Genomic DNA, 19,640 nt, shown 5'->3' on the forward strand with positions numbered 1-19,640 from the left:
TCACGACTACACCGAGAGGAGTTGGCCCGATGACCACCACCACGGCTAACTCTGTGCCCTTAGATGTGGCGGCCATCAGGGCCGACTTCCCCATCCTGACCCGCACGGTGCGGGACGGGAAACCCTTGGTGTATCTGGATTCCGGTGCGACGTCCCAGAAACCGGCGCAGGTGCTCGAAGCCGAGCGCCGGTTCCTGGAGACCTCGAACGCCGCGGTGCACCGCGGCGCGCACCAGCTCGCCGAGGAGGCGACCGACGCCTACGAATCCGCCCGCGTGCGGATCGCGGAGTTCGTCGGTGCCTCCCCGCACGAGCTGGTGTTCACCAAGAACGCCACCGAGGGCATCAACCTCGTCGCCTACGCGATGAGCAACGCCGCCACGGCCGGTCCCGAGGCCGAGCGGTTCAAGCTCGGCCCCGGCGACGAGATCGTCATCACCGAGATGGAGCACCACGCGAACCTGGTGCCGTGGCAGCAACTCTGCCAGCGCACCGGCGCGACGCTGAAGTGGTTCTCCGTCACCGCGGACGGCCGTCTCGACCTGTCCAATGTGGACGAGCTGATCACCGAGCGGACCAAGGTGCTCGCGTTCACGCACCAGTCCAACGTGCTCGGCACGATCAACCCGGTCAAGTTCCTGGTGGAGAAGGCCCGCAAGGTCGGCGCGCTGGTCGTGCTGGACGCCTGCCAGTCGGTGCCGCACTTCCCCGTGGACCTCCACGACCTGGATGTCGACTTCGCCGCTTTCGCCGGGCACAAGATGGTCGGCCCGTACGGCATCGGCGTCCTTTACGGCCGCCGCGAGCTGCTCGAAGCGATGCCGCCGTTCCTGACCGGTGGCTCGATGATCGAGATGGTCCGCATGGACCAGACCACGTTCGCCGCGCCGCCGCAGCGGTTCGAGGCGGGCACCCCGATGACGTCGCAGGCCGTCGGTCTGGGCGCCGCCACCGACTACCTGTCGGCGATCGGCATGGACCGGGTCGCCGCGCACGAGCACCTCCTCACCGAGGCGGCGCTGGCCGGGCTCGGCGAGATCCCCGGCGTGCGGATCATCGGCCCCACCGACATGGCCGACCGCGGCGGACTGGTCTCGTTCGTCATCGACGGCGTCCACCCGCACGACTCGGGCCAGGTGCTGGACAGCCTCGGCATCGCCGTCCGCGTCGGGCACCACTGCGCGTGGCCGCTGCACCGGGCCTGCTCGGTCCCGGCGACCGTGCGCGCGTCGTTCTACGTCTACAACACCCTGTCCGAAGTGGACGCGCTGGTGAACGGTGTGCGTGAGGCGCAGAAGTTCTTCGGGGTGGCCTGATGAACCTGGAGAGCATGTACCAGGAGATCATCCTGGACCACTACAAGAACCCGCACGGCCGCGGTCTGCGCGAGCCGTTCGACGCCGAATCGTTCCAGGTCAACCCGACCTGTGGCGACGAGGTGACCCTGCGGGTGAAGGTCGACGACGGGAAGGTCGCCGACATCTCCTACGACGGACAAGGCTGCTCGATCAGCCAGGCGTCCACGTCGGTCTTGACGGATCTCGTCGTCGGGCACACCGTGGAGGAGGCGTTCACCACCATGGACGCCTTCGTCGAGCTGATGCAGGGCAAGGGTCAGATCGAGCCGGACGAGGAAGTGCTGGAGGACGGCATCGCCTTCGCGGGCGTCGCCAAGTACCCGGCACGCGTGAAGTGCGCCCTGCTCGGATGGATGGCGTTCAAGGACGCCGTCGCCCGCACGACCAACGGAGTTGAGACGGCATGACCGAACAGCAGACCGAAACCCGCGAGGGGCGCACGGCCGCCGACCTCGATGCCGAGACCACCGCTGCCGCGGACACCGCCGACCTGGCGAAGGTCGAGGACCTCGAAGAGGCGATGCGCGACGTCGTCGACCCCGAGCTGGGCATCAACGTCGTCGACCTCGGGCTGGTCTACGACATCCGCGTCGAGGCGGACAACACCGCCACCATCGACATGACCCTGACGTCCGCGGCCTGCCCGCTGACCGACGTCATCGAAGACCAGACCGGTGCCGCGCTCGTCGGCGGGGGAACGGGACTGGTCAAGGACTTCCGGATCAACTGGGTCTGGATGCCGCCGTGGGGCCCGGAGAAGATCACCGAGGACGGCCGCGAGCAGCTGCGCGCCCTGGGCTTCACCGTCTGACCCTCACTTTTCGCGCTCGCGCGCGCTATGAAAGGCCCGTTACTTGCAAATTTTGCAAGTAACGGGCCTTTCATAGCGTTGGGGGGCAGGCGGCGGCAAGCGTTATGCGTATAACGACCTATACCGCGCCCCGGAGGCCGCCCGGCGTCTGGTTGGGTAACCGCATGATCCGGTCCATCGCGCTCTTCGCACTCGCCGCCCTCCTGGAGATCGGCGGCGCCTGGCTGATCTGGCAAGGCGTCAGGGAACACCGCGGCTACCTCTGGATCGGCGCGGGCGTCGTCGCACTGGGCCTCTACGGCTTCGTCGCGACACTCCAGCCCGACGCGAACTTCGGCCGCATCCTCGCCGCGTACGGCGGAGTGTTCGTCGCGGGATCGCTGGCGTGGGGGATGGTCGCCGACGGCTACCGGCCGGACCGCTACGACGTCATCGGCGCCTTGATCTGTCTCGCCGGGGTCGGGGTCGTCATGTACGCGCCCCGAGCTTGAGCGTTCGCCGGAAACTGTCGGCCGGCGGCGCTATCGTGCGCTGTGACCGAAACGGACTTTCCCGCTCCGCCCGCCGCGAGACCGGGGCCGAAGCGAAGATTCTCCCCGCTCCTGTTCGTGATGATCCTGCTGGCGGTCGTCGGCGTGGGCGCCGGGGGATACGGGTTCTGGAGCCTGATGGGCTATCGGATGGTGAGTGTCCCCGGCGAAGCGATGACGCCCACGATCCAGCCGGGCGAGGTCGTGCTGTATCGCTGGGCGGAACTCCCCGAGATTCCGCGCGGCGCGGTCGTCCTCATGGATCTGTCCGCGTTCCCGGACGCGAGACCCGGCGAGGGCCGGGCCGTCAAACGGGTGATCGGCATCGGTGGTGATCAGGTCGTCTGCTGTACGAAGGACAACCTGATCACCGTCAACGGGAAGCCGGTCAAGGAGCCGTACACCGAGGACGACAACGGGTACGGCCGCAAGGAATACCGGCCGTTCAGCGTCCAGGTGCCGCCGGGCACGGTGTTCGTCGCCGGTGACCTGCGGAACAATTCCCGGGACTCGCGCATCTACACCGAGGAGCCCGGCAACGGCGCCGTTCCCCTGTCGAAGCTGAGCGGAATCGTCGTCGGACTGGGGAGTCCTCTCTCCGCCGAGCCCTTTCCGCAGACCACCGCTTTCGTCGAAGCCGGACTTCCCGGCGACCCCGTGTCCGACACCGGGTTCCGTACCTCGCGTCTGCTGGTGTTCGCCGGAGCCGGGCTCGTCGTCCTGGGGGTCATCGGGGCGATCGTGAGCGTTGTCCGGTCCGCCGGAAAACGACGAAGAGCAGCCGCAGTCCCACCAGCGCACTGACCACGAGCAGGTTGTAGCCGAACATCTGGTGCAGCGTGACGCCGGGCAGCATCTCCGGGCCGCCCGCGCCGCCCAGCAGCAGCACGGCCATCAGCCCGGTGGCCGCGCCGACGAACGCCAGCAGGAGTTCGTGCACCAGCCCGGTGACCACGTCGCGGTCGCGTTCGTCGGAGAACAGCCGGACGTTGACCGAAAGCCTGCCCTGCTCCAGCGCGTTGCCGATCCGGTCGACGCGGCGGGGCAGGCGGCGCAGCACCGGCAGGAGCGCCATCAGTTCGTTGGTGGCGGTGGAGCGCAACGACTCCGGCCGCAGTCCGGCACCCACCTGCTCGGCGGCGTAGGCGCGGGATTCGACGACGATGTTGAATCCCGGCGCCAGCGCGGCCAGTGTTCCCTCCAAAGTGGCCAGTGCGCGGAACACCGCGGCGATCGGCGGGGGCACGCTGAGCCGGAAGTCGGCGATCACCCGGAACAGGTCGGTGAACATGTCCAGATCCGGGGCCTGCCCGTGGTTGAAATGCTTGGCCACCAAGGAACCCAGTGCTCGCTCGAGCCGCTGCTCCTCGATCTCGTCCGGCCGGTCGACGATCTCCAGCAGGCCGTCGCGCAACGCGGCCGGGTCGCCGCGATCGAGCGCGAGGATGAGGTTCTGCAGTCCGCCGCGCAGGCCCGAGTCGAGCCGTCCGACGGAGCCGAAGTCGAGCAGGCCCAGTCTGCCGTCGGTGAGCAGCAGGACGTTGCCGGGATGCGGGTCGGCGTGGAAGACACCGCTGCCCATCACCTGGCCGAGTACGCAGCGCAGCATCGACCGGGCGAGGTTGGCCCGTTCCGCGACCGGGACCTGCTCCTTGGCGGCGGCGAGCGGTTTGCCGTCGAGCCGCCGCATCACCAGGACGCGCTCGGTGGACAGTGCTTTGTGGACGGTCGGGAGGGCGACCTCGGTGCCGGGGTAGGCCGCGGCGACCGCTTCGATGTTCCTGGCCTCGGTCCGGAAGTCCAGTTCCTCGACCAGGGCGTCGGCGAAGCCTTCGGCGAGGTCGATGACGCCGAGTGAACGGGCCCAGTCCGCACGCAGGTCCAGAGCGGCGGCGACGCGGCGGACGATGTCGAGGTCCCGGTCGACCAGCGACTGCACACCGGGCCGCTGCACCTTGACGACGACTTCCTGCCCGTCGCGCAGCTTCGCCCGGTAGACCTGCGCGATCGACGCGGCCGCGATCGGTTCCGGATCGAACTCGGCGAAGATCTCGTCCGGGTCGCCGCCCAGTTCCTCGCGCAGCACGGTCGCGACCTCGTCCGCGTCGGCGAACGCGACCTGGTCTTGGAGCTTGCTGAGTTCGTCGATGAACACCGGGGGGAGCAGATCTGACCGGGTCGAGAGCAGTTGGCCGAGCTTCACGAACGTCACGCCGCCCTCTTCCAGTGCGCGGCGCAGCGAACGCGCCAGTTTGGCGTGCCGGACCTGGGCGAGGCCGGCTTCCCGGCGGCCGGTGAGGTAGCGGCCGAGGCCGTGCTTGATCGCGATCCGGGTGATCTGCGAGTACCGCCGCGTCCGCGCGGCGCGGCGGCGCAGGGAACGGATCCTGCCGATCAGCCCGAGCCCGGAGCCCGCCGGGAGGACGAACTCCGCGACGAACAGGAACATCAGCGTCGCCAGGAACGCGCCGCCCGCCACCGGGATGATCAGCCCGGCGAAGGCACCGCCGCTCGCGTACATCGGAGTGGGGAACGCGCTGAGGATGCCGCCCGCGACGAGCCAGCCGAAACCCGCGGCGCAGAACGCGCGCACCACGCCGATCCGCACGCCCAGCACGCGGCGGGCGGCGACCACGAGTGGCCACAGCATGAGCGCGTAGACGGGCAGGGTGAGCAGGCCGAGCAGCAGGTTCATGCCGATGAGGACATCACGCGCAGCCCGCGCGGGATTCCCGCTCCGGTGGGACGGGACTCACCCTTGAGAGGGAACGAACCCCGAAGTTGTAGGTCGTGGTCGCCTCCTTGGGAGCGAACAGGACGCCGAGGACGGCGATCACCGCGGCCGCGAGGAAACCGGCGCGAAGGTCGATGAGGTCGCCGAGGAAGCCGATCAGTGGCGCTCCGGCGGCCTGGCCGAGCGCCAGCATCAGGAAGGCCACGCCGACACCGAACGCGGGAGACGCCGGATAGGCCCTGGTGCCCCAGAGGATCAGCACGCCGGTCAGTCCGATGTAGACGGCTCCGAACAGCGCCGCCGCGATGATGAGCGCGGGCAGCGACCGGGTGGCGAGGGCGAAGAGCGCCGTGGCGACGGCGAACAAGATCATGCCAGCCGACCAGGCCCGGCGCAGCCCCGCCCGCGAGGTCAGTTCGGCGGTGAACGCACCGGCAAGGCCGACCGCGCCGAGGACGATCCACACCACCGTCGAGGCGGTCTCGCCGAGCCCGCCGACGCTCACGGCGATGTCCCGGCCGAACGTCCAGATCGCCGCGCTGGCCAGGCCGAGCGTCGCGGCGGCGGGCAGCAGCCGTCCGGTCGCGGGCGGGAACAGCGGTACCGGCAGGCCGCTCTTCCGGTCTTCCTTGACCGGCGGCACGACGCGGGCGATCCATAGGGTCACCACCGCCGATGCCGCGGCGAAGGCCCACCAGGCCAGCCTCCAGTCGCCGATCGCGAGCAGGGAGACCGGACCGGAGATCAGCACGCCGAGCCCGGTGCCGGCGTTCACCACCGACTGGGCTCGGTCTCGCCGGGTCACGCGGACGACGCGGGAGACCGCGTCCGCGAGCGAAGGGGAGGCCAGCCCGGTGCTGGCTCCGGCGAGGACGACACCGAGCGCGAGGACGGCGGCGTTCGGAGCGGCCGCGATCAAGGCGGTCCCCGCGGTGGCGGTCGCTCCGGCGGCGAGCGCGCCCGCCCGCGCGCCGCTGCGGGCCGTGATGGCGGTCGAGGCGACGACGGCGAGGCAGTACGCGACGTAGCTGCCCGCCGCGATGGCGCCGAGGGTGCCGCCGTCGAGGCCGAACTCCGTCCGGAGTGTCGGTGCGAAGAGGCCGTACGCGTACCTCGCGAGTCCGTAGGAGACCGCGATCAGCGACAACCCGGCCGCGGTGAGCGTCAGCTCGCGTTTGTACGAAGAAACCATCAGCTCTCCTCCAGAGGTATACCGATCGGTATACTCGGGGAGTGTTCCTGCATTTCGCGCTCAGGTCAACCGATCGGTATAGTCGAGGCATGCTGACACCGGCGGGCGAGCGTGTCCTGAGCGCGGCGAGCACGTTGTTCTACCGAGACGGGCTGAACGCCGTGGGCGTCGCGGCGATCGCCGAGGCCGCGGGCGTCACGAAGAAGACGCTGTACGCGTGCTTCGGGTCGAAGACCGACCTCACGGTCGCGTACCTGCGAAGCCGTCACGACGTCTGGTGGGCGTACCTGGAACAGCGGCTGGCCGAGGCCGGCACGCCTCGGGCGCTGACGGTTTTCGACGCTTACGTCGATCACCCGAAGCTCGGGAGCGACCGGGGGTGCGCGTTCCTCAACGCGGCCGCCGAGCTGCCCGCCGGCCATCCCGGACTCGACGTGATCCGGCGCCACAAGGCGGCGGTCCGGGCGAAGTTCGCCGAACTCCTCCGGGAGGACGTCCCGGGCGCGGCCGATCCGCAACGGCTCGCGGAGCAGCTCTTCCTCCTGCTGGAAGGCGCTGTCGCGCACACCGGCATCGACGGGGACGCGCACCGGGTCACCCTGGCGAGGGAGATCGCGGAGATACTGCTGAGGGATCCGCGCGAGGCGGGCACAGGCTAGAAAGAGCGCATGCGACTTTTCGGCCCGCTCGTGGACCGGGCGACCTATCGCCGGTGGGTGTACTTCATCCTCGGTGGCGCCCTGAGTGTGCCGTATGTGCTCTTCGCCGCCATCGTGGTGCCTTCGCTGCTGCCGCTGGTCGTGACGGTGGAGCGCGGGGTCGTCATCGCGATGATCACCGTCGTCCTGGTGATCATCGCGTCGTCGTTCATCCCCGCCGTCCGGGTGCTGGAGGGCGCGGCCGTCCGGGAACTGCTGGACGATCCCGTGCCGGGAGTGACGTTCGGGCCCGCGGGGAGCTGGCCCGTCCGGCTGCGGTCGACGGCGATGTACCTGCTGCACGTGGGCACGGGTTGCGTCCTCAGCCTGGCGAGCCTGTTCGTCCCGGTCGGCTTCGGTTTCACCATCGCGGCCCCGTTCACCGGCCGGATAGCACTGTCCACAGAGGATCCGATCGTGGTACCGGCGGGCTGGGCGAGCGCGTGGATCCCGCTGGCCTTCCTGCTCGGCGTCGTCGCGCTGGCGTACGTGGTGTGGGGAGCGGGCGCGGTGCTGACCCGCGTCGCCCGCAGCCTGCTGGGCGTCTCGGCCGCCGAGCGGATCGCCCAGCTGGAGAAACGCACCGAACAGCTCGCCGAACGCAACCGGCTGGCGCGGGAACTGCACGACTCGGTCGGGCACGCGCTGAGCGTCGTGACCATCCAGGCCGGGGCCGCGCGCCGGACCTTGCGCACCGATCCGGACTTCACCGAACAGGCGCTCACCGCGATCGAGGACTCCGCCCGTGCCGCGCTGGACGACCTCGACCACGTGCTCGGACTGCTGCGCGAGGAGGCGTCGTCGCGGGCGCCGCAATCCGGGCTGGCTGAGCTGTCCGCACTGGTCGAAGCCACGCGGCTGGCGGGTGCCGAGGTGACGGCGGAGGTGCGGGGCGAACCGTCGTCGGTGCCGCCGGTCGTCTCCCGTGAGGCCTACCGGATCCTGCAGGAATGCCTGACGAACGCGTTGCGGCACGCCGGTAAGGTGCCGGTGACGGTGCTCGTCGACGCCGGCTCGGAACTGCTGTCGCTGCGGGTGTCCAATCCGCTCGGCGCCGCGGCTCCGTCACGCGACGGGGGCGGCCGGGGGCTGCGGGGAATGGCGGAACGGGTGGACGTGCTCGGCGGCACGATCACCGCGGGGCGCGCGGACGGATTCTGGAAGGTCGAGGTGGCGGTGCCATGGGGGAAACGGCGATGAGCATCGGGGTACTGCTGGTCGACGACGAACAGCTGATCCGGGCGGGACTGCGGGCGATCGTCGCCTCCGAGCCGGATCTGGAGGTCGTGGGCGAGGCGTCCGACGGCGCCGAGGTGCCGGGCCTGGTCTCGCGGTTCCGGCCCGACGTCGTGCTGATGGACGTCCGGATGCCTTCGGTCGACGGGATCCGCGCGACCACGCATCTGATGTCCACTATGGACAATCCGCCCAAGGTGATCGTGGTGACAACCTTCGAGAACGACGATTACGTCTACGACGCCCTGCTCGCCGGCGCGAGCGGCTTCCTGCTGAAGCGGACCCGGCCCGAGGAGATCGTCTCGGCGATCCGGACGGTGGCGGCGGGGGAGTCGCTGCTGTTCCCGGCCGCGATCCGGCGGCTGGCCGCGCAGCAGGCGAACCGGGGCCCGCAGGACGGTCTCGCCGACGCGGGGCTCACCGAACGCGAACGCGAGGTGCTGCGGCTGATGGCGGGTGGACTGTCCAATGTGGAGATCGCGGGAGAGCTGTATCTCGGCGTGCAGACGGTGAAGACGCACGTCGGGAACGTCCTGGCGAAACTCGGAGCGAGGGACCGGACACAAGCGGTGATCAAGGCCTACGACACCGGATTCGTCACACCGGCGGGCTGAACGCGGTAGGGTTCCCCGGTGGATACGAACGTCAACCGCCGTCGCGTGCTGGGGCTGGGAACGGTCGCCGCCGCGGGCGCGGTCCTGGGGACAGCGCAGCTCGCCCAAGCCGCCGAAGAGTCCGAATCGGACACCGCGGCCAAAGACGCGTCGGCCGCCGCTCGCCGGATTTTCCAGGTCTACGCCCGGGAAACCGCGAAGGCGGGCGGCACCTGGTCGTCTCACGTCAGCGTCGCGGACTCCGACGGGAACCTGGTCACCGCCGTCTCCGAGCGGGCCGACGAGGTCGTCGAGGCCTACAGCGTCAACAAGATCGCGGTCGCCACCGCGGTACTCGACAAGATCGACCGCGGACTGCTCACCTTGGACCAGCGCGTCGACGTCACGGCCGACATCGTCATCAAGGACACCGACGGCATCTTCGCCCTGGACGGCGCGTATCCGAGTTCGGTGACGCTCGGGCACGCGATGGCCGCGCTGCTGACGCTGTCCGACAACACCGCCGTCCGCCTGTGCGGGCTGGTCTGCCCCGCCGCGGAGGTCAACGAGATCCTGCGCGGCAAGGGATTCGTGCACACCCAGGTCGTCCCGGTGGCCAACCCGAACCGCTTCTTCCTCGGCAAGACGACCCCGGCCGAGACGCATACACTGCTGCGGAAACTGGTCGGCGGGACGCTGCTTTCGGCGAAGTCCACCGAGTACCTGCTGAACATCCTGCGCTCGCTGAGCGCGTTCACCGACGGCGTGCGGCTCGGCCTGACTTCGGCCGAGCGGCTGCGGGTCGCCACGAAGGCCGGCTGGTTCAACGACGGCCGCAACGAGGCGGGCGTGATGTTCAGTGCCGACGGCAAGCCGATCCTGACGTACTCGCTGTTCGCGTCGGGCGCGTTCACGGGCGATCCTGCGGTCACCAAGGACGACTACGCCGCGACGCATCCGGCGCTGAAGGCGCGGGCGAAGCTCGGGAAGACGATGTTCCGTTCGGTCGAGAAGCTGACCGCCGCCACGGCCCGCACCTACGCGGCCGCTCCGTACCGGGCCTCCAACGGCGGCTGATCGTCATTCGAGGGCGGCGAGGATCAGCGCGGCCATCGAAGCGGGATCGCCGTTTTCGGGCCGTAGCACCAGATCCGGGTTCTCCGGTTGCTCGTAGGGAGCGTCCACCCCGGTGAACCCGCTGATCTCGCCCGCCCTCGCCTTCGCGTACATCCCCTTGGGGTCGCGGTCTTCGCAGACCTCGAGCGGGGTGTCGACGAAGACCTCCAGGAACGGCAGCCCGGCGGCTTCGTGCGCGGCGCGGGCGAGTTCGCGGTCGGCCTGGTACGGGCTGATCAGCGAGACCACCGACACCACACCGGCGTCGGCGAACAGCTTCGCGACCTCCGCGACGCGCCGGACGTTCTCGGCGCGATCGGCCGGGCTGAAGCCGAGGTTCCCGTTCAGCCCGTGCCGGAGGTTGTCGCCGTCCAGCAGATACGCGGGCCTGCCGGACGCGACCAGGCGCCGCTCCAGTTCGACGGCCACACTCGATTTCCCGGACGCGGAAAGCCCGGTGAGCCAGACGGTGAGCCCGCGAGTCGCGCGTTCCGTCCTGGTGACCGCGGCCGTGTGCCAGACGACGTTCGACGCCGTCACGCTCGGGCCGGTGATCATCCCGGCCGCGACCGTCGCGCCGGAATGCTCGTCGACGAGGAGGAAACCACCGGTGGACCGGTTGCGGCGGTAGGAATCGAACAGCAGCGGTTGCCGGGTGCGCAGCCGGATCCGGCCGATCTCGTTGAGGGACAACGCTTGCGCGGTCTCGTCGCGATGCAGGGTGGTGACGTCGAGCCGGTAGTCGAGGTCGCGGATCTCGGCCTTGGTCTCGCGGGTGGTGTGCCGGACGAGGTAGTTCGCCCCGGGGGACAGGGATCCCCGCTCGGAGAACCAGCACACCATCGCGTCGACGTCCCGGCTGGTGTGCGGGCGGTTGCCGGGACGGCAGATCAGGTCGCCGCGGCCGAGGTCGAGGTCGTCGGCGAGTTCGATCGTGACGGCCTGCGAGGCGAAGGCTTCGGCGATCGTGGTGCCGCCCGGCCCCCAGATCGCGCGTACCGTCGTGGTGAAACCGGACGGCAGCACGGTGACCTCGTCGCCGGGTTTGAACACCCCGCCCGCGACGGTGCCCGCGTACCCCCGGAAATCGCGGCTGTGTTCCCGGATCACGTACTGCACCGGGAATCGCGCGTCGATGAGGTTGCGATCCGAGGCCACGTGCACCTGTTCGAGGTGGTGCAGCAGGGAAGTGCCCTCGTACCAAGGCATACTGGCACCCCGGTGCACGACGTTGTCGCCCTGCAGCGCCGACATCGGGATGAAGGTCAGGTCGTGGACCTGGAGTTTCATGGCGAAGCGGCGGAAGTCCTCACGGATCTCGTCGAAGCGTTCCTGTGACCAGCCGACGAGGTCCATTTTGTTGACGCACAGCACCAGATGCGGGATGCCCAGGAGGCTCGCCAGGAAAGCGTGCCGCCGCGACTGCTCGAGCACGCCTTTGCGGGCGTCGATCAGGATCAGCGCGAGGTCCGCCGTGGACGCCCCGGTGACCATGTTCCGGGTGTACTGCACGTGTCCCGGGGTGTCGGCGATGATGAACTTCCGTTGAGGCGTCGCGAAATACCGATGGGCGACGTCGATCGTGATGCCCTGTTCGCGTTCGGCGCGCAGGCCGTCGGTGAGCAGCGCGAGGTTCGGGTACGCCTCGCCGCGGGCGCGGCTGGTGCGTTCGATGGCTTCGAGCTGGTCGGTGAACACCGTCTTCGAGTCGAACAGCAGGCGGCCGATCAGGGTCGACTTCCCGTCGTCGACGCTGCCCGCGGTCGCGAGGCGGACCAGCTGTGAAGCGCCCATCAGAAGTAGCCTTCCTTCTTCCGGTCTTCCATTCCGGCCTCGGAGATCCGGTCGTCGGCGCGGGTGGCGCCGCGTTCGGTGAGCCTGCTGGCGGCCACCTCGGCGACCACTTCACCCGGCGACGTCGCCGTCGACTCGACGCAGCCGGTGCACGTCGCGTCGCCGACGGTGCGGAAGCGAACCGTTGCCTCGTAAGGACTTTCGCCTTCGGTCAAGGCGAGGAAGCGGGTGTGCGCGAGCAGCATGCCGTCCCGTTGGACGACCGGGCGCCGGTGCGAATAGTAGATCGACGGCAGATCGACGTCCTCGGCTTCGATGTACTGCCAGATGTCGAGCTCGGTCCAGTTCGACAGCGGGAAGACGCGGATGTGCTCACCTTTGCGATGCCTGCCGTTGTAGAGATCCCAAAGTTCCGGGCGCTGATTGCGGGGATCCCATTGGCCGAACTCGTCGCGGAAACTGAACACCCGTTCCTTGGCGCGGGCCTTCTCCTCGTCGCGCCGGGCGCCGCCGAAGACCGCGTCGAAGGAATGCTCGCGGATGCCGCGCAACAGGGCGGCGGTCTGGAGGCGGTTCCGGCCGGCCTTGGGGTCTTCGACGACCCGGCCCGCGTCGATGTCGTCCTGCACGCTGGTGACGACGAGCCGGAGGCCGTAGGTGGCGGCCGTGCGGTCCCGGAACTCGATGACCTCGTCGAAGTTGTGCCCGGTGTCGACGTGCATCACCGGGAAGGGCGGCGGCGACGGCCAGAACGCCTTGGCCGCCACGTGGAGCATCACCATCGAGTCCTTGCCGCCGGAGAACAGCAGCACCGGCCGTTCGAAGGTCGCCGCGACCTCCCGGAAGATGTGCACGGCTTCGGCTTCGAGTGCTTCGAGATGGGTGAGCTCGTAGGCCGGGGACGCCATCGTGACCTCCGTGGTTCGAGATCAGAAAAGTAGAACAAGTTCTTGTGCTTGGTCAAGGGGAGGAGGACGCTGTCGGCATGGACCTGGTCGCGCTCGAAGAGATCCGACGCCTCAAAGCCCGTTACCTCCGGTGCCTCGACCTCAAGCTGTGGGACGAGATGGCCGGGACCCTGACCGCCGACGCGCACGCGCGCTACGGCACGCCGTCGTACGGGAAGCCCCTGACCTTCGATGGCCGCGACGAGATCATCGGGTTCTTCCGGAACGCCGTCGGGCCCGGCGTCATCACGGTGCATTTCGCCGGGCAGCCGGAGATCGACGTCGACGGCGACACCGCGACGGGCACGTGGCTGATGCGGGACAAGGTGATCGTGCCCGAGCATCACGTGGTGATCGAGGGCGCGGCGTACTACGAGGACACTTATCGGCGGGTGGACGGCGAGTGGCTGACCGCCTCGACCCAGTACGACCGGCTGTACGAAACGATGACGTCGACCACCGACTTGCCGAGCTTCAAGCTCACCGCGAACCTGTGGTCCCCACCCCGCAAGTAGTCCTCTAGTTGCGGTAGTTGCACGCGCAAGGACCGCAACTAGAGGACTACTTGCGGGAGAGGCCGCCGGGGCGCTTTGCGCAAGTACGTGAAGGCCCCCTTCACTGCGCTAGACGCAATGAAGGGGGCCTTCACGTACTGCTGGTTCCCTTGGGTTGCGATCCCTCGGTGCCTTTGGCGGGGCGACGTAGTGAAGGCCTCCTTCCCAACTCTCAAGGTAGGGAAGGAGGCCTTCACGTACTTCCAAGCCCTGGCTCCACGCAAGTAGTCCTCTAGTTGCGGTAGTTGCACGCGCAAGGACCGCAACCAGAGGACTACTTGCGGGAGAGGCCGCCGGATTCGGCGGTGACGGCGTCGGCGGTCGCGACCAGCGCCGCGCCCCGGCGGGCGATCTCCGCGCCGGTGATCGGCTCGCCGACCGAGAGCGTGAGCACCAGCTCTTGCCGTCCGGAGGCGTCGAACGTCGGCGCCGCGAGCAGGCTCACCGCGTGTTTGTGGCGCGGTTCGAGATCGGCGCCGAGGTAGACGCGCTCGCCGAGGCTCGAGACGAGCTCCCCGACCAGGCCGCGCACCTCCGGCGGCAGTTCCTCCGCGCCCACTCCGGCCATCAGGGCGTAAAGCCGCCGTCCCGCCGAAGTCAGGCTTTCCACCAGATAGCCGTGTTCGCGGCATTCCGCGACGACGCGGCGCAGGTGCGCTTCGTCCAGTCGCACCGGCACCGCCGGGGGCTTCGCGAGCCACGCGTCGAACGCCGCGTCGGAATCCCACAGCACGTACATCAGCCCGACCGGCGGCGCGAACGGATAGGTCTCGCCGAGTTTGACCCGGCCGGGACCGGCGCTCTGCAGCATCAGGATCCGGTCGCCGACCACGGCCGACGCCGTGCACGTGGCGCCGTATCGCCTGCTCAGGTCCTCCAGATGCCGCCGCGCGACCTCGCTCGCGCCGAATCCCTCGCCCGCGACGCGGCCCGCGGCGATCATCGCCGGCCCGAGCCGGTACGTGACCGGGTGCGGGTCCCGGACCAGGTAACCGCCCGCGGCCAGTTCGGTCACGATGCCGAGGCAGGTCGGTTTGGCCAGGTCCAGTTCGCGCGCGAGTTCCGAGAGGCCGAAGCGCCGTCCGGGGCGCGCGGCGAAGAAGTCGAGCAGCCGCACGACCCGCTCGGTGGGCGGAGAGCGCCGAGTCATTGACCCATCCTTAGAACGCGTTCTAGTCTGTTGTCGCGAAGAACGTACCAAGTCGGTACGTATTTGTACCAGCATGAGGAGTCGCCGGTGCTCACTCAACCGTTCGCGGACGCGATCGTCGAAGCCGAGAAGGTCATCGCGGAGGCGCCGCACATCCGGACCGAACAGGACCTGGTCGAGGGCTACGACTACCTCGCCGGAAGCATCCGCGCGTCCCTGCAGATGGCGTGGGCCTACGAGCGGGACTATCCGTACTTCACCCAGTCCACCGGGCCGTACACGAAGATGGGCCTGGACAACCCGGACACGCTGTACTTCAACGCGAACATCCGCGAGGACCGCGAGTACGTCGTCACCGGGACGCGGGGGAGCACGGCGGACCTCAGTTTCCAGGTCCTCAACGGCGACTACTCGCCCGTCGAGGTGCCGGACAGTCTCGCCGCGTTCGACGACCGCGAGATCGAGATCGCCGAGGACGGCTCGTTCGAACTCCGCTTCGGACCGGCGAAACCCGACCCCGGCCCCAACTACTTCATCCTCGGCCCGGGTTCCTCGATGCTCGTCGTCCGCGAGGTCCACAGCGATTGGGCCACCGAACGCCGCGGCACGATCCAGATCCAGTGCGCGGACACCGCGGGTGGCGCACCCGCGCCGCTCACCCGCGACGTGCTGGCCAAACGCTACGGCGTCACCGGCAAGATCCTGCTGAGCAGGCTGCGGACCTTCCTCGCCTTCCCGAAGTGGTTCTACCTGAACCTGCCGGTCAACACGATGACCGAACCGCGTCCGACGCCGGGCGGCCTGACCACGCAGTATTCGTCGGCCGGGCACTACGAACTCGGCGACGAAGAGGTCATGATCGTCACGGTGCCGCGCTCGGACGCGCCCTATCAGGGCATCCAGCTCGGCAGCATCTGGTACCTCTCGCTGGACTACATCAACCACCAGACGAGCCTCACCGCCGACCAGGCGCGCGTCGACCCGGACGGCAAGATCCGGTTCGTGATCAGCGAACGCGACCCGGGTCTGGCCAACTGGCTCGAACGGACCGGTCACGATCGCGGGTACGTCCAGATCCGGTGGCAGCGGCTCTCCCGCGCGCTGGAGGCGGCGGACGGTCCCGAGGTCGAGGTGGTGAAGTTCGGCGAACTCGCCGACAGGTTGCCGTTCCACGACGAGGCACGCGTGACCCCGGAGGAATGGTCGGACCGGATCTCGGCTCGCCAGACGGCCGTCGCGTCGAGGATGCTGGGCTGACATGGACCTCTTGAAGGACAAGGTGATCGTGGTTTCCGGCGTCGGGCCGGGGCTCGGCAGGTCCATCGCCGTGCGCGGTGCCGCCGCGGGTGCCGACGTGGTTCTGGCCGCCCGCACCGAATCCCGGCTCGCGGAGGTCGCCAAGGAGGTTGACGCGCTCGGCCGCCGCGCGGTCACCGTGCCCACCGACATCACCGACGATGCTTCGGCCGCGAACCTCGCCGAAGCCGCTTTGAAGGCGTTCGGCCGGGTGGATGCGTTGGTGAACAACGCTTTCGCCATCCCGCCGATCATGGATCTCGCCGACGTCGACCTGGCCGACGTCCGGGCGGGCTTCGAGACCAACGTCCTCGCCGCGCTCCGGCTCACGCGGCTGTTCACGCCCTCGCTCCAGGAGAGCGGCGGTTCGGTGGTGATGATCAATTCGGCCGTGCTCCGGCATTCCCGGCGCACGTTCGGCGCGTACAAGATGGCGAAGGCGAGCCTCCTTGCGCTCGCGCAGAGTCTCGCCTCGGAGCTCGGACCGCGCGGGATCCGGGTCAACTCCGTGGCGCCCGGCTACATCTGGGCGGACTCGCTGAAGTGGTATTTCGCCTATCTGGCCAAGGAACGTGGGGTGACGCCGGAGCAGGTGTACGCCGAGACCGCGGAGACGATCGACCTGCGCCGTCTGCCGGAGCCGGACGAGATCGCCGACACCGTCGTGTTCCTGGCCTCGTCGCTCGCCCGGTGCGTCACCGGCCAGTGCCTCGACGTCAACGCCGGCGAATACCACCACTGAAGGGGAAAGCATGCTGCCAGGTCGGGAAAACGTCGGCACGGTGGAGGATCTCCACGCGTCGGCGGCGAAACTCACCGGACTGGACGATTTCGGTGGCGAAGACCATCTCGAAGGCCTCCGCGTGCTGCTGGATTCGTATGCCGGTGAGGCGGGTTTGACCCCGTACGGCAACAAGATCCATCGCGCGTTCCTGCGCGGCGCTTTGGTGGCGAGGTCGTTGAGCGAGGCGTCCTGGAAACAGCATCCGGAGTACGCCGGGGTTCCCGTCGAGCGGCCCATTTTCGTCACCGGCCTGCCGCGCACCGGGACCACGGCTCTGCACCGGCTGCTCACCGAGGATCCGGCGCACCAAGGCCTGGAGGTCTGGCTGACCGAGGTACCGCAACCGCGGCCGCCACGCGAGACCTGGGCGGAAAACCCGGTCTTCCAAGGGATCCAGGCGGGCTACGAGAAGCATCACGTCGAGCATCCCGAGTTCATGGGCCTGCACCATATGTCCGCGGGCCAGGTCGAGGAATGCTGGCAACTGCTGCGGCAGTCGCTGAAATCGGTGTCCTACGAATGCCTCGCGCACGTGCCGTCGTACTCGCGCTGGCTGGACGGCCAGGGCTGGACCGACGCGTATCGCAGGCACCGGCGCAATCTGCAGCTGATCGGCCTGCCCGACGCCGGGCGCCGCTGGGTGCTCAAGAACCCGAGTCACCTCTTCGCGCTCGACGCGCTGCTGGAGGTCTACCCGGACGCGCTGATCGTCCAGACCCACCGCGCGCCGAGCACGATCATCGCGTCGGTGTGCAGTTTGAACGAACAGGCTTCGGAAGGCTGGTCCGACGTCTTCCGCGGCGACGCGATCGGCCGTGATCAGCTGGAGCTGTGGGCACGCGGCGCGGAAAGGTCACTCGAAGCGCGGGCGCGCCACGATCCGGCGCAGTTCTGCGATGTCCGGTACGAGGATTTCGTCGCCGACCCGATCGGCACCGTCGAGGGCGTCTACCGCCACTTCGGGTTGCCGCTGAGCGGCGAAGCCCGGGACGCGATGACCGTCGTGCACGCCGAAAGCCGTTCCGGGGAAAGGAAACCCGTGCACCGGTACGATCTCGCGGACTTCGGGCTCACCGCGGGCGAGGTCGACGAACGCTTCTCGGCCTACCGCGCCGCCCACGACCTCTGAGGGTCAGAAGCCGGCGGCGGCGCGTTGCGCGGGGAGACCTCGGGTGGTGATCCCGCGCAGCACCTCGACGCGTTCCGAGCCCGGCCGCCCGAGAACCCAGCTCGACCCGGGGACCTCCTTGGCGCGCTTCTTCAACGGCGCCAGGAGCCGGGATGCGTCCTTGTAGGACCGGATCGCACCGTTCCCGCAGACCAGGGTCGCGAGGGAAACCGTCACCGGCAGCTCGTCGGCCGACCACGCCGTGTCCAGCAGCGCGGCGGCGATCGTGCCGATCTCGTCGACGTCGCAGGCGATCAGGAAATCGTCCCCGCCGACATGGCTGACGCGCATCCTGCGCAGCCGTGACTCCAGGTCGGTGAGCGTCCGGCCGAGCGTGCGGATCAGGTCGTCGCCCGCGGCGAACCCGGCGGTGTCGTTGACCGTCTTGAACGAGTCGACGTCCAGCCAGGCCGCGACGAACGGCTCCCGCGCGTTGATCCGGCGGTCGACGTCCCTGGCGACGGCGTCACTGCCGGGCAGGCGCGTCAGCGGGCTCAGCGAGACGGCCTCCTCGACCTTCGCTTCGGCCACCCCGCGGAGGACCTCGTTCACCAGCACCACGCCGACGCACCGGCCGCGGTCGTCGACCACCACGACGTCGTCGCCGGTCCGGCTCCAGTCCGCGTCGGTGACCAGTTCGAGGAACTCCAGCGCGCTCGCGTCCGCGTGGATCGTGTGCGGCCGGTCGGCGAGCCGCGACGCGGGCCGTTTGGCGTGCAGGGCATGGCCGTACAACCCGGTGACCGCGACCAGGAACCGCGTCCGGTCGATCGACCACTGTGGACGGTGCCGGTCGTCGATGCCGACGATGCCGCTCGGCCCGTCGGCGGCGGCCAGGACCTCGCGGACGGCGTCACAGGTCGCGGCCTCCGGCAGGGTGCTCGCGGGCCGGAGGAAATCGCCGACGCGGCGGGCGCGCGCGGTGCCGGGGACGAACGGGCCGGGCGCGTCCGGCGCGGGCAGCGGCGCGTGGTTGCCGTCGGGCGGGGCGAGCAGGTTGCCCTGCGCGATCCGCACCCCGAGCCTGCGCGCGGATTCCAGCTGCTCGGTGGTCTCGAGCCCGGTCGCGACCAGCCGGTTGTCGGTGCGCGAGGCGAAATGCAGCACCGCCTCGACCACCGCGACGGCGGCCGGGTCGTGTGGCAGGCCACGCAGCACGCTGCGGTCCAGCTTCACCAGGTCGATCGGCGCGGAGGCGAGCAGCGTGAGCGGGAGGTCGCCGCGGCCGAGGCCGTCGAGCGCGAGCCGGAACCCGAGGTCGGTCAGCCGCCGCATCCCGCTGAGCAACTGGTCGGCGGGGACCTGGGAGAACGGCGGCCCGATCTCCAGCACGACGTCCCTGGTCCGGCGGCCGGACAGGCTGAGCGCCTCGGTCAGCGGGTCGAACCGGGACACGGGTGCGGCCAGAGTCCGTGCGGACAGGTTCAGGTGCAGGGGGAGGGTGGTCTGCGGCTCGTTCTGCTGCCGGACGGCTTCGGCGGCCAGGCCGATGTCGACCTCGGCCAGCTTGCCGCTGCGCCGGGCGTCGGCGAGCAGTTCGTGGGCGGTGCCGCGGCCCGGCCGCGCCAGGGCTTCGAACGCGACGACGCCACCCGTGTGCAGGCTGTACAACGGCTGGTAAGCGAAGCGGACCGCGATCTGCAACGTCACGTTCGTATGGTCGCCGGATGCGGCGGGAA

Annotated in this window: 19 protein-coding genes; 13 read left to right on the top strand and 6 right to left on the bottom strand. The window is 69.3% G+C overall.

Annotation, left to right across the window (positions count from 1 at the left end; genetic code table 11):
• The first annotated feature begins 29 nt into the window (after window positions 1-29).
• The 5 genes from ACLJPX_RS42040 (at window position 30) to lepB (ending at window position 3,503) form a co-directional block, all read left to right on the top strand.
• Entirely contained in the window at window positions 30-1,316 is a 1,287-nt protein-coding gene (locus ACLJPX_RS42040) for a cysteine desulfurase (RefSeq protein ID WP_410605747.1), read from the top strand.
• Entirely contained in the window at window positions 1,316-1,765 is a 450-nt protein-coding gene (sufU, locus tag ACLJPX_RS42045; protein WP_101606798.1) for a Fe-S cluster assembly sulfur transfer protein SufU, read from the top strand. Before ACLJPX_RS42040 ends, sufU begins: the two co-directional genes overlap by 1 nt.
• Window positions 1,762-2,169, top strand: coding sequence for a metal-sulfur cluster assembly factor (locus ACLJPX_RS42050; RefSeq protein WP_101606799.1), 408 nt, complete (start codon window positions 1,762-1,764; stop codon window positions 2,167-2,169). The genes sufU and ACLJPX_RS42050 overlap by 4 nt, the downstream gene beginning before the upstream one ends.
• A 164-nt stretch (window positions 2,170-2,333) precedes the next feature.
• On the top strand, window positions 2,334-2,660 hold the full coding sequence (locus ACLJPX_RS42055; RefSeq protein WP_410605748.1) for a YnfA family protein: 327 nt from the start codon (window positions 2,334-2,336) through the stop codon (window positions 2,658-2,660).
• A gap of 42 nt (window positions 2,661-2,702) precedes the next feature.
• Window positions 2,703-3,503 (top strand): signal peptidase I, encoded by an 801-nt coding sequence (gene lepB / locus ACLJPX_RS42060; protein WP_410605749.1) that lies wholly within the window; start codon window positions 2,703-2,705, stop codon window positions 3,501-3,503.
• Here lepB and ACLJPX_RS42065 read toward each other — a convergent pair.
• Both ACLJPX_RS42065 and ACLJPX_RS42070 read right to left on the bottom strand, forming a co-directional pair.
• Window positions 3,427-5,394: an AarF/UbiB family protein gene (locus ACLJPX_RS42065; RefSeq protein ID WP_410605750.1), complete on the bottom strand. Its 1,968-nt coding sequence runs from the start codon at window positions 5,392-5,394 to the stop codon at window positions 3,427-3,429. The genes lepB and ACLJPX_RS42065 overlap by 77 nt on opposite strands.
• Window positions 5,395-5,407: 13 nt before the next feature.
• Window positions 5,408-6,625 (bottom strand): MFS transporter, encoded by a 1,218-nt coding sequence (locus ACLJPX_RS42070; protein WP_410605751.1) that lies wholly within the window; start codon window positions 6,623-6,625, stop codon window positions 5,408-5,410.
• 89 nt (window positions 6,626-6,714) lie between these two features.
• Between ACLJPX_RS42070 and ACLJPX_RS42075 the strand changes: the two genes are divergently transcribed.
• Genes ACLJPX_RS42075 through ACLJPX_RS42090 form a run of 4 tightly spaced genes read left to right on the top strand, consistent with a single transcriptional unit; the run spans window position 6,715 to window position 10,229 of the window.
• On the top strand, window positions 6,715-7,284 hold the full coding sequence (locus ACLJPX_RS42075; RefSeq protein ID WP_410605752.1) for a TetR/AcrR family transcriptional regulator: 570 nt from the start codon (window positions 6,715-6,717) through the stop codon (window positions 7,282-7,284).
• A 9-nt stretch (window positions 7,285-7,293) separates the two neighbouring features.
• Window positions 7,294-8,523, top strand: a complete 1,230-nt coding sequence (locus tag ACLJPX_RS42080) for a sensor histidine kinase (protein WP_410605753.1) — start codon at window positions 7,294-7,296, stop codon at window positions 8,521-8,523.
• Window positions 8,520-9,173 (top strand): response regulator, encoded by a 654-nt coding sequence (locus ACLJPX_RS42085; protein WP_410605754.1) that lies wholly within the window; start codon window positions 8,520-8,522, stop codon window positions 9,171-9,173. Before ACLJPX_RS42080 ends, ACLJPX_RS42085 begins: the two co-directional genes overlap by 4 nt.
• 18 nt (window positions 9,174-9,191) lie before the next feature.
• A complete protein-coding gene (locus ACLJPX_RS42090; RefSeq protein ID WP_410605755.1) occupies window positions 9,192-10,229 on the top strand; it encodes a serine hydrolase in 1,038 nt (345 codons plus the stop codon).
• Window positions 10,230-10,232: 3 nt separating this feature from the next.
• On the opposite strand, the gene cysC is transcribed toward ACLJPX_RS42090, so the two are convergent.
• Both cysC and cysD read right to left on the bottom strand, forming a co-directional pair.
• Complete coding sequence (cysC, locus tag ACLJPX_RS42095; protein WP_410605756.1) at window positions 10,233-12,062, bottom strand: adenylyl-sulfate kinase; 1,830 nt, start codon at window positions 12,060-12,062, stop codon at window positions 10,233-10,235.
• Window positions 12,062-12,970, bottom strand: a complete 909-nt coding sequence (gene cysD, locus ACLJPX_RS42100; protein WP_410605757.1) for a sulfate adenylyltransferase subunit CysD — start codon at window positions 12,968-12,970, stop codon at window positions 12,062-12,064. The genes cysC and cysD overlap by 1 nt, the downstream gene beginning before the upstream one ends.
• Before the next feature lie 77 nt (window positions 12,971-13,047).
• On the opposite strand from cysD, the gene ACLJPX_RS42105 reads away from it, so the two are divergent.
• Entirely contained in the window at window positions 13,048-13,524 is a 477-nt protein-coding gene (locus tag ACLJPX_RS42105; protein ID WP_410605758.1) for a nuclear transport factor 2 family protein, read from the top strand.
• A gap of 313 nt (window positions 13,525-13,837) precedes the next feature.
• Here ACLJPX_RS42105 and ACLJPX_RS42110 read toward each other — a convergent pair whose 3' ends face one another.
• Window positions 13,838-14,713, bottom strand: coding sequence for a helix-turn-helix domain-containing protein (locus ACLJPX_RS42110; protein WP_410605759.1), 876 nt, complete (start codon window positions 14,711-14,713; stop codon window positions 13,838-13,840).
• Window positions 14,714-14,800: 87 nt separating this feature from the next.
• Between ACLJPX_RS42110 and ACLJPX_RS42115 the strand changes: the two genes are divergently transcribed.
• From ACLJPX_RS42115 to ACLJPX_RS42125, 3 genes are read left to right on the top strand one after another with little or no spacing between them, the layout of a single operon-like run.
• Entirely contained in the window at window positions 14,801-15,970 is a 1,170-nt protein-coding gene (locus tag ACLJPX_RS42115) for a hypothetical protein (protein ID WP_410605760.1), read from the top strand.
• Window position 15,971: 1 nt separating this feature from the next.
• The gene (locus tag ACLJPX_RS42120) at window positions 15,972-16,751 is read left to right on the top strand and encodes an SDR family oxidoreductase (RefSeq protein WP_410605761.1); all 780 of its coding nucleotides are present in this window, start codon (window positions 15,972-15,974) and stop codon (window positions 16,749-16,751) included.
• A gap of 10 nt (window positions 16,752-16,761) precedes the next feature.
• Entirely contained in the window at window positions 16,762-17,922 is a 1,161-nt protein-coding gene (locus ACLJPX_RS42125; protein ID WP_410605762.1) for a sulfotransferase family protein, read from the top strand.
• Window positions 17,923-17,925: 3 nt separating this feature from the next.
• Here the strand turns inward: ACLJPX_RS42125 and ACLJPX_RS42130 are convergent, their stop codons facing one another.
• A complete protein-coding gene (locus tag ACLJPX_RS42130) occupies window positions 17,926-19,611 on the bottom strand; it encodes a GGDEF domain-containing protein (protein WP_101613088.1) in 1,686 nt (561 codons plus the stop codon).
• Window positions 19,612-19,640: the final 29 nt, after the last annotated feature.

It is taken from the genome of Amycolatopsis sp. lyj-90 (assembly GCF_046549035.1).
GTDB lineage: Bacteria > Actinomycetota > Actinomycetes > Mycobacteriales > Pseudonocardiaceae > Amycolatopsis.

Bases quoted from the DNA above. Each gene is read 5' to 3' on its own strand.
- ACLJPX_RS42040 (WP_410605747.1), top strand. From the start codon at position 30: ATGACCACCACCACGGCTAACTCTGTGCCCTTAGATGTGGCGGCCATC.
- sufU (WP_101606798.1), top strand. From the start codon at position 1,316: ATGAACCTGGAGAGCATGTACCAGGAGATCATCCTGGACCACTACAAG.
- ACLJPX_RS42050 (WP_101606799.1), top strand. From the start codon at position 1,762: ATGACCGAACAGCAGACCGAAACCCGCGAGGGGCGCACGGCCGCCGAC.
- ACLJPX_RS42055 (WP_410605748.1), top strand. From the start codon at position 2,334: ATGATCCGGTCCATCGCGCTCTTCGCACTCGCCGCCCTCCTGGAGATC.
- ACLJPX_RS42065 (WP_410605750.1), bottom strand. From the start codon at position 5,394: ATGAACCTGCTGCTCGGCCTGCTCACCCTGCCCGTCTACGCGCTCATG.
- ACLJPX_RS42070 (WP_410605751.1), bottom strand. From the start codon at position 6,625: ATGGTTTCTTCGTACAAACGCGAGCTGACGCTCACCGCGGCCGGGTTG.
- ACLJPX_RS42075 (WP_410605752.1), top strand. From the start codon at position 6,715: ATGCTGACACCGGCGGGCGAGCGTGTCCTGAGCGCGGCGAGCACGTTG.
- ACLJPX_RS42080 (WP_410605753.1), top strand. From the start codon at position 7,294: ATGCGACTTTTCGGCCCGCTCGTGGACCGGGCGACCTATCGCCGGTGG.
- ACLJPX_RS42085 (WP_410605754.1), top strand. From the start codon at position 8,520: ATGAGCATCGGGGTACTGCTGGTCGACGACGAACAGCTGATCCGGGCG.
- cysC (WP_410605756.1), bottom strand. From the start codon at position 12,062: ATGGGCGCTTCACAGCTGGTCCGCCTCGCGACCGCGGGCAGCGTCGAC.
- cysD (WP_410605757.1), bottom strand. From the start codon at position 12,970: ATGGCGTCCCCGGCCTACGAGCTCACCCATCTCGAAGCACTCGAAGCC.
- ACLJPX_RS42105 (WP_410605758.1), top strand. From the start codon at position 13,048: ATGGACCTGGTCGCGCTCGAAGAGATCCGACGCCTCAAAGCCCGTTAC.
- ACLJPX_RS42110 (WP_410605759.1), bottom strand. From the start codon at position 14,713: ATGACTCGGCGCTCTCCGCCCACCGAGCGGGTCGTGCGGCTGCTCGAC.
- ACLJPX_RS42120 (WP_410605761.1), top strand. From the start codon at position 15,972: ATGGACCTCTTGAAGGACAAGGTGATCGTGGTTTCCGGCGTCGGGCCG.
- ACLJPX_RS42125 (WP_410605762.1), top strand. From the start codon at position 16,762: ATGCTGCCAGGTCGGGAAAACGTCGGCACGGTGGAGGATCTCCACGCG.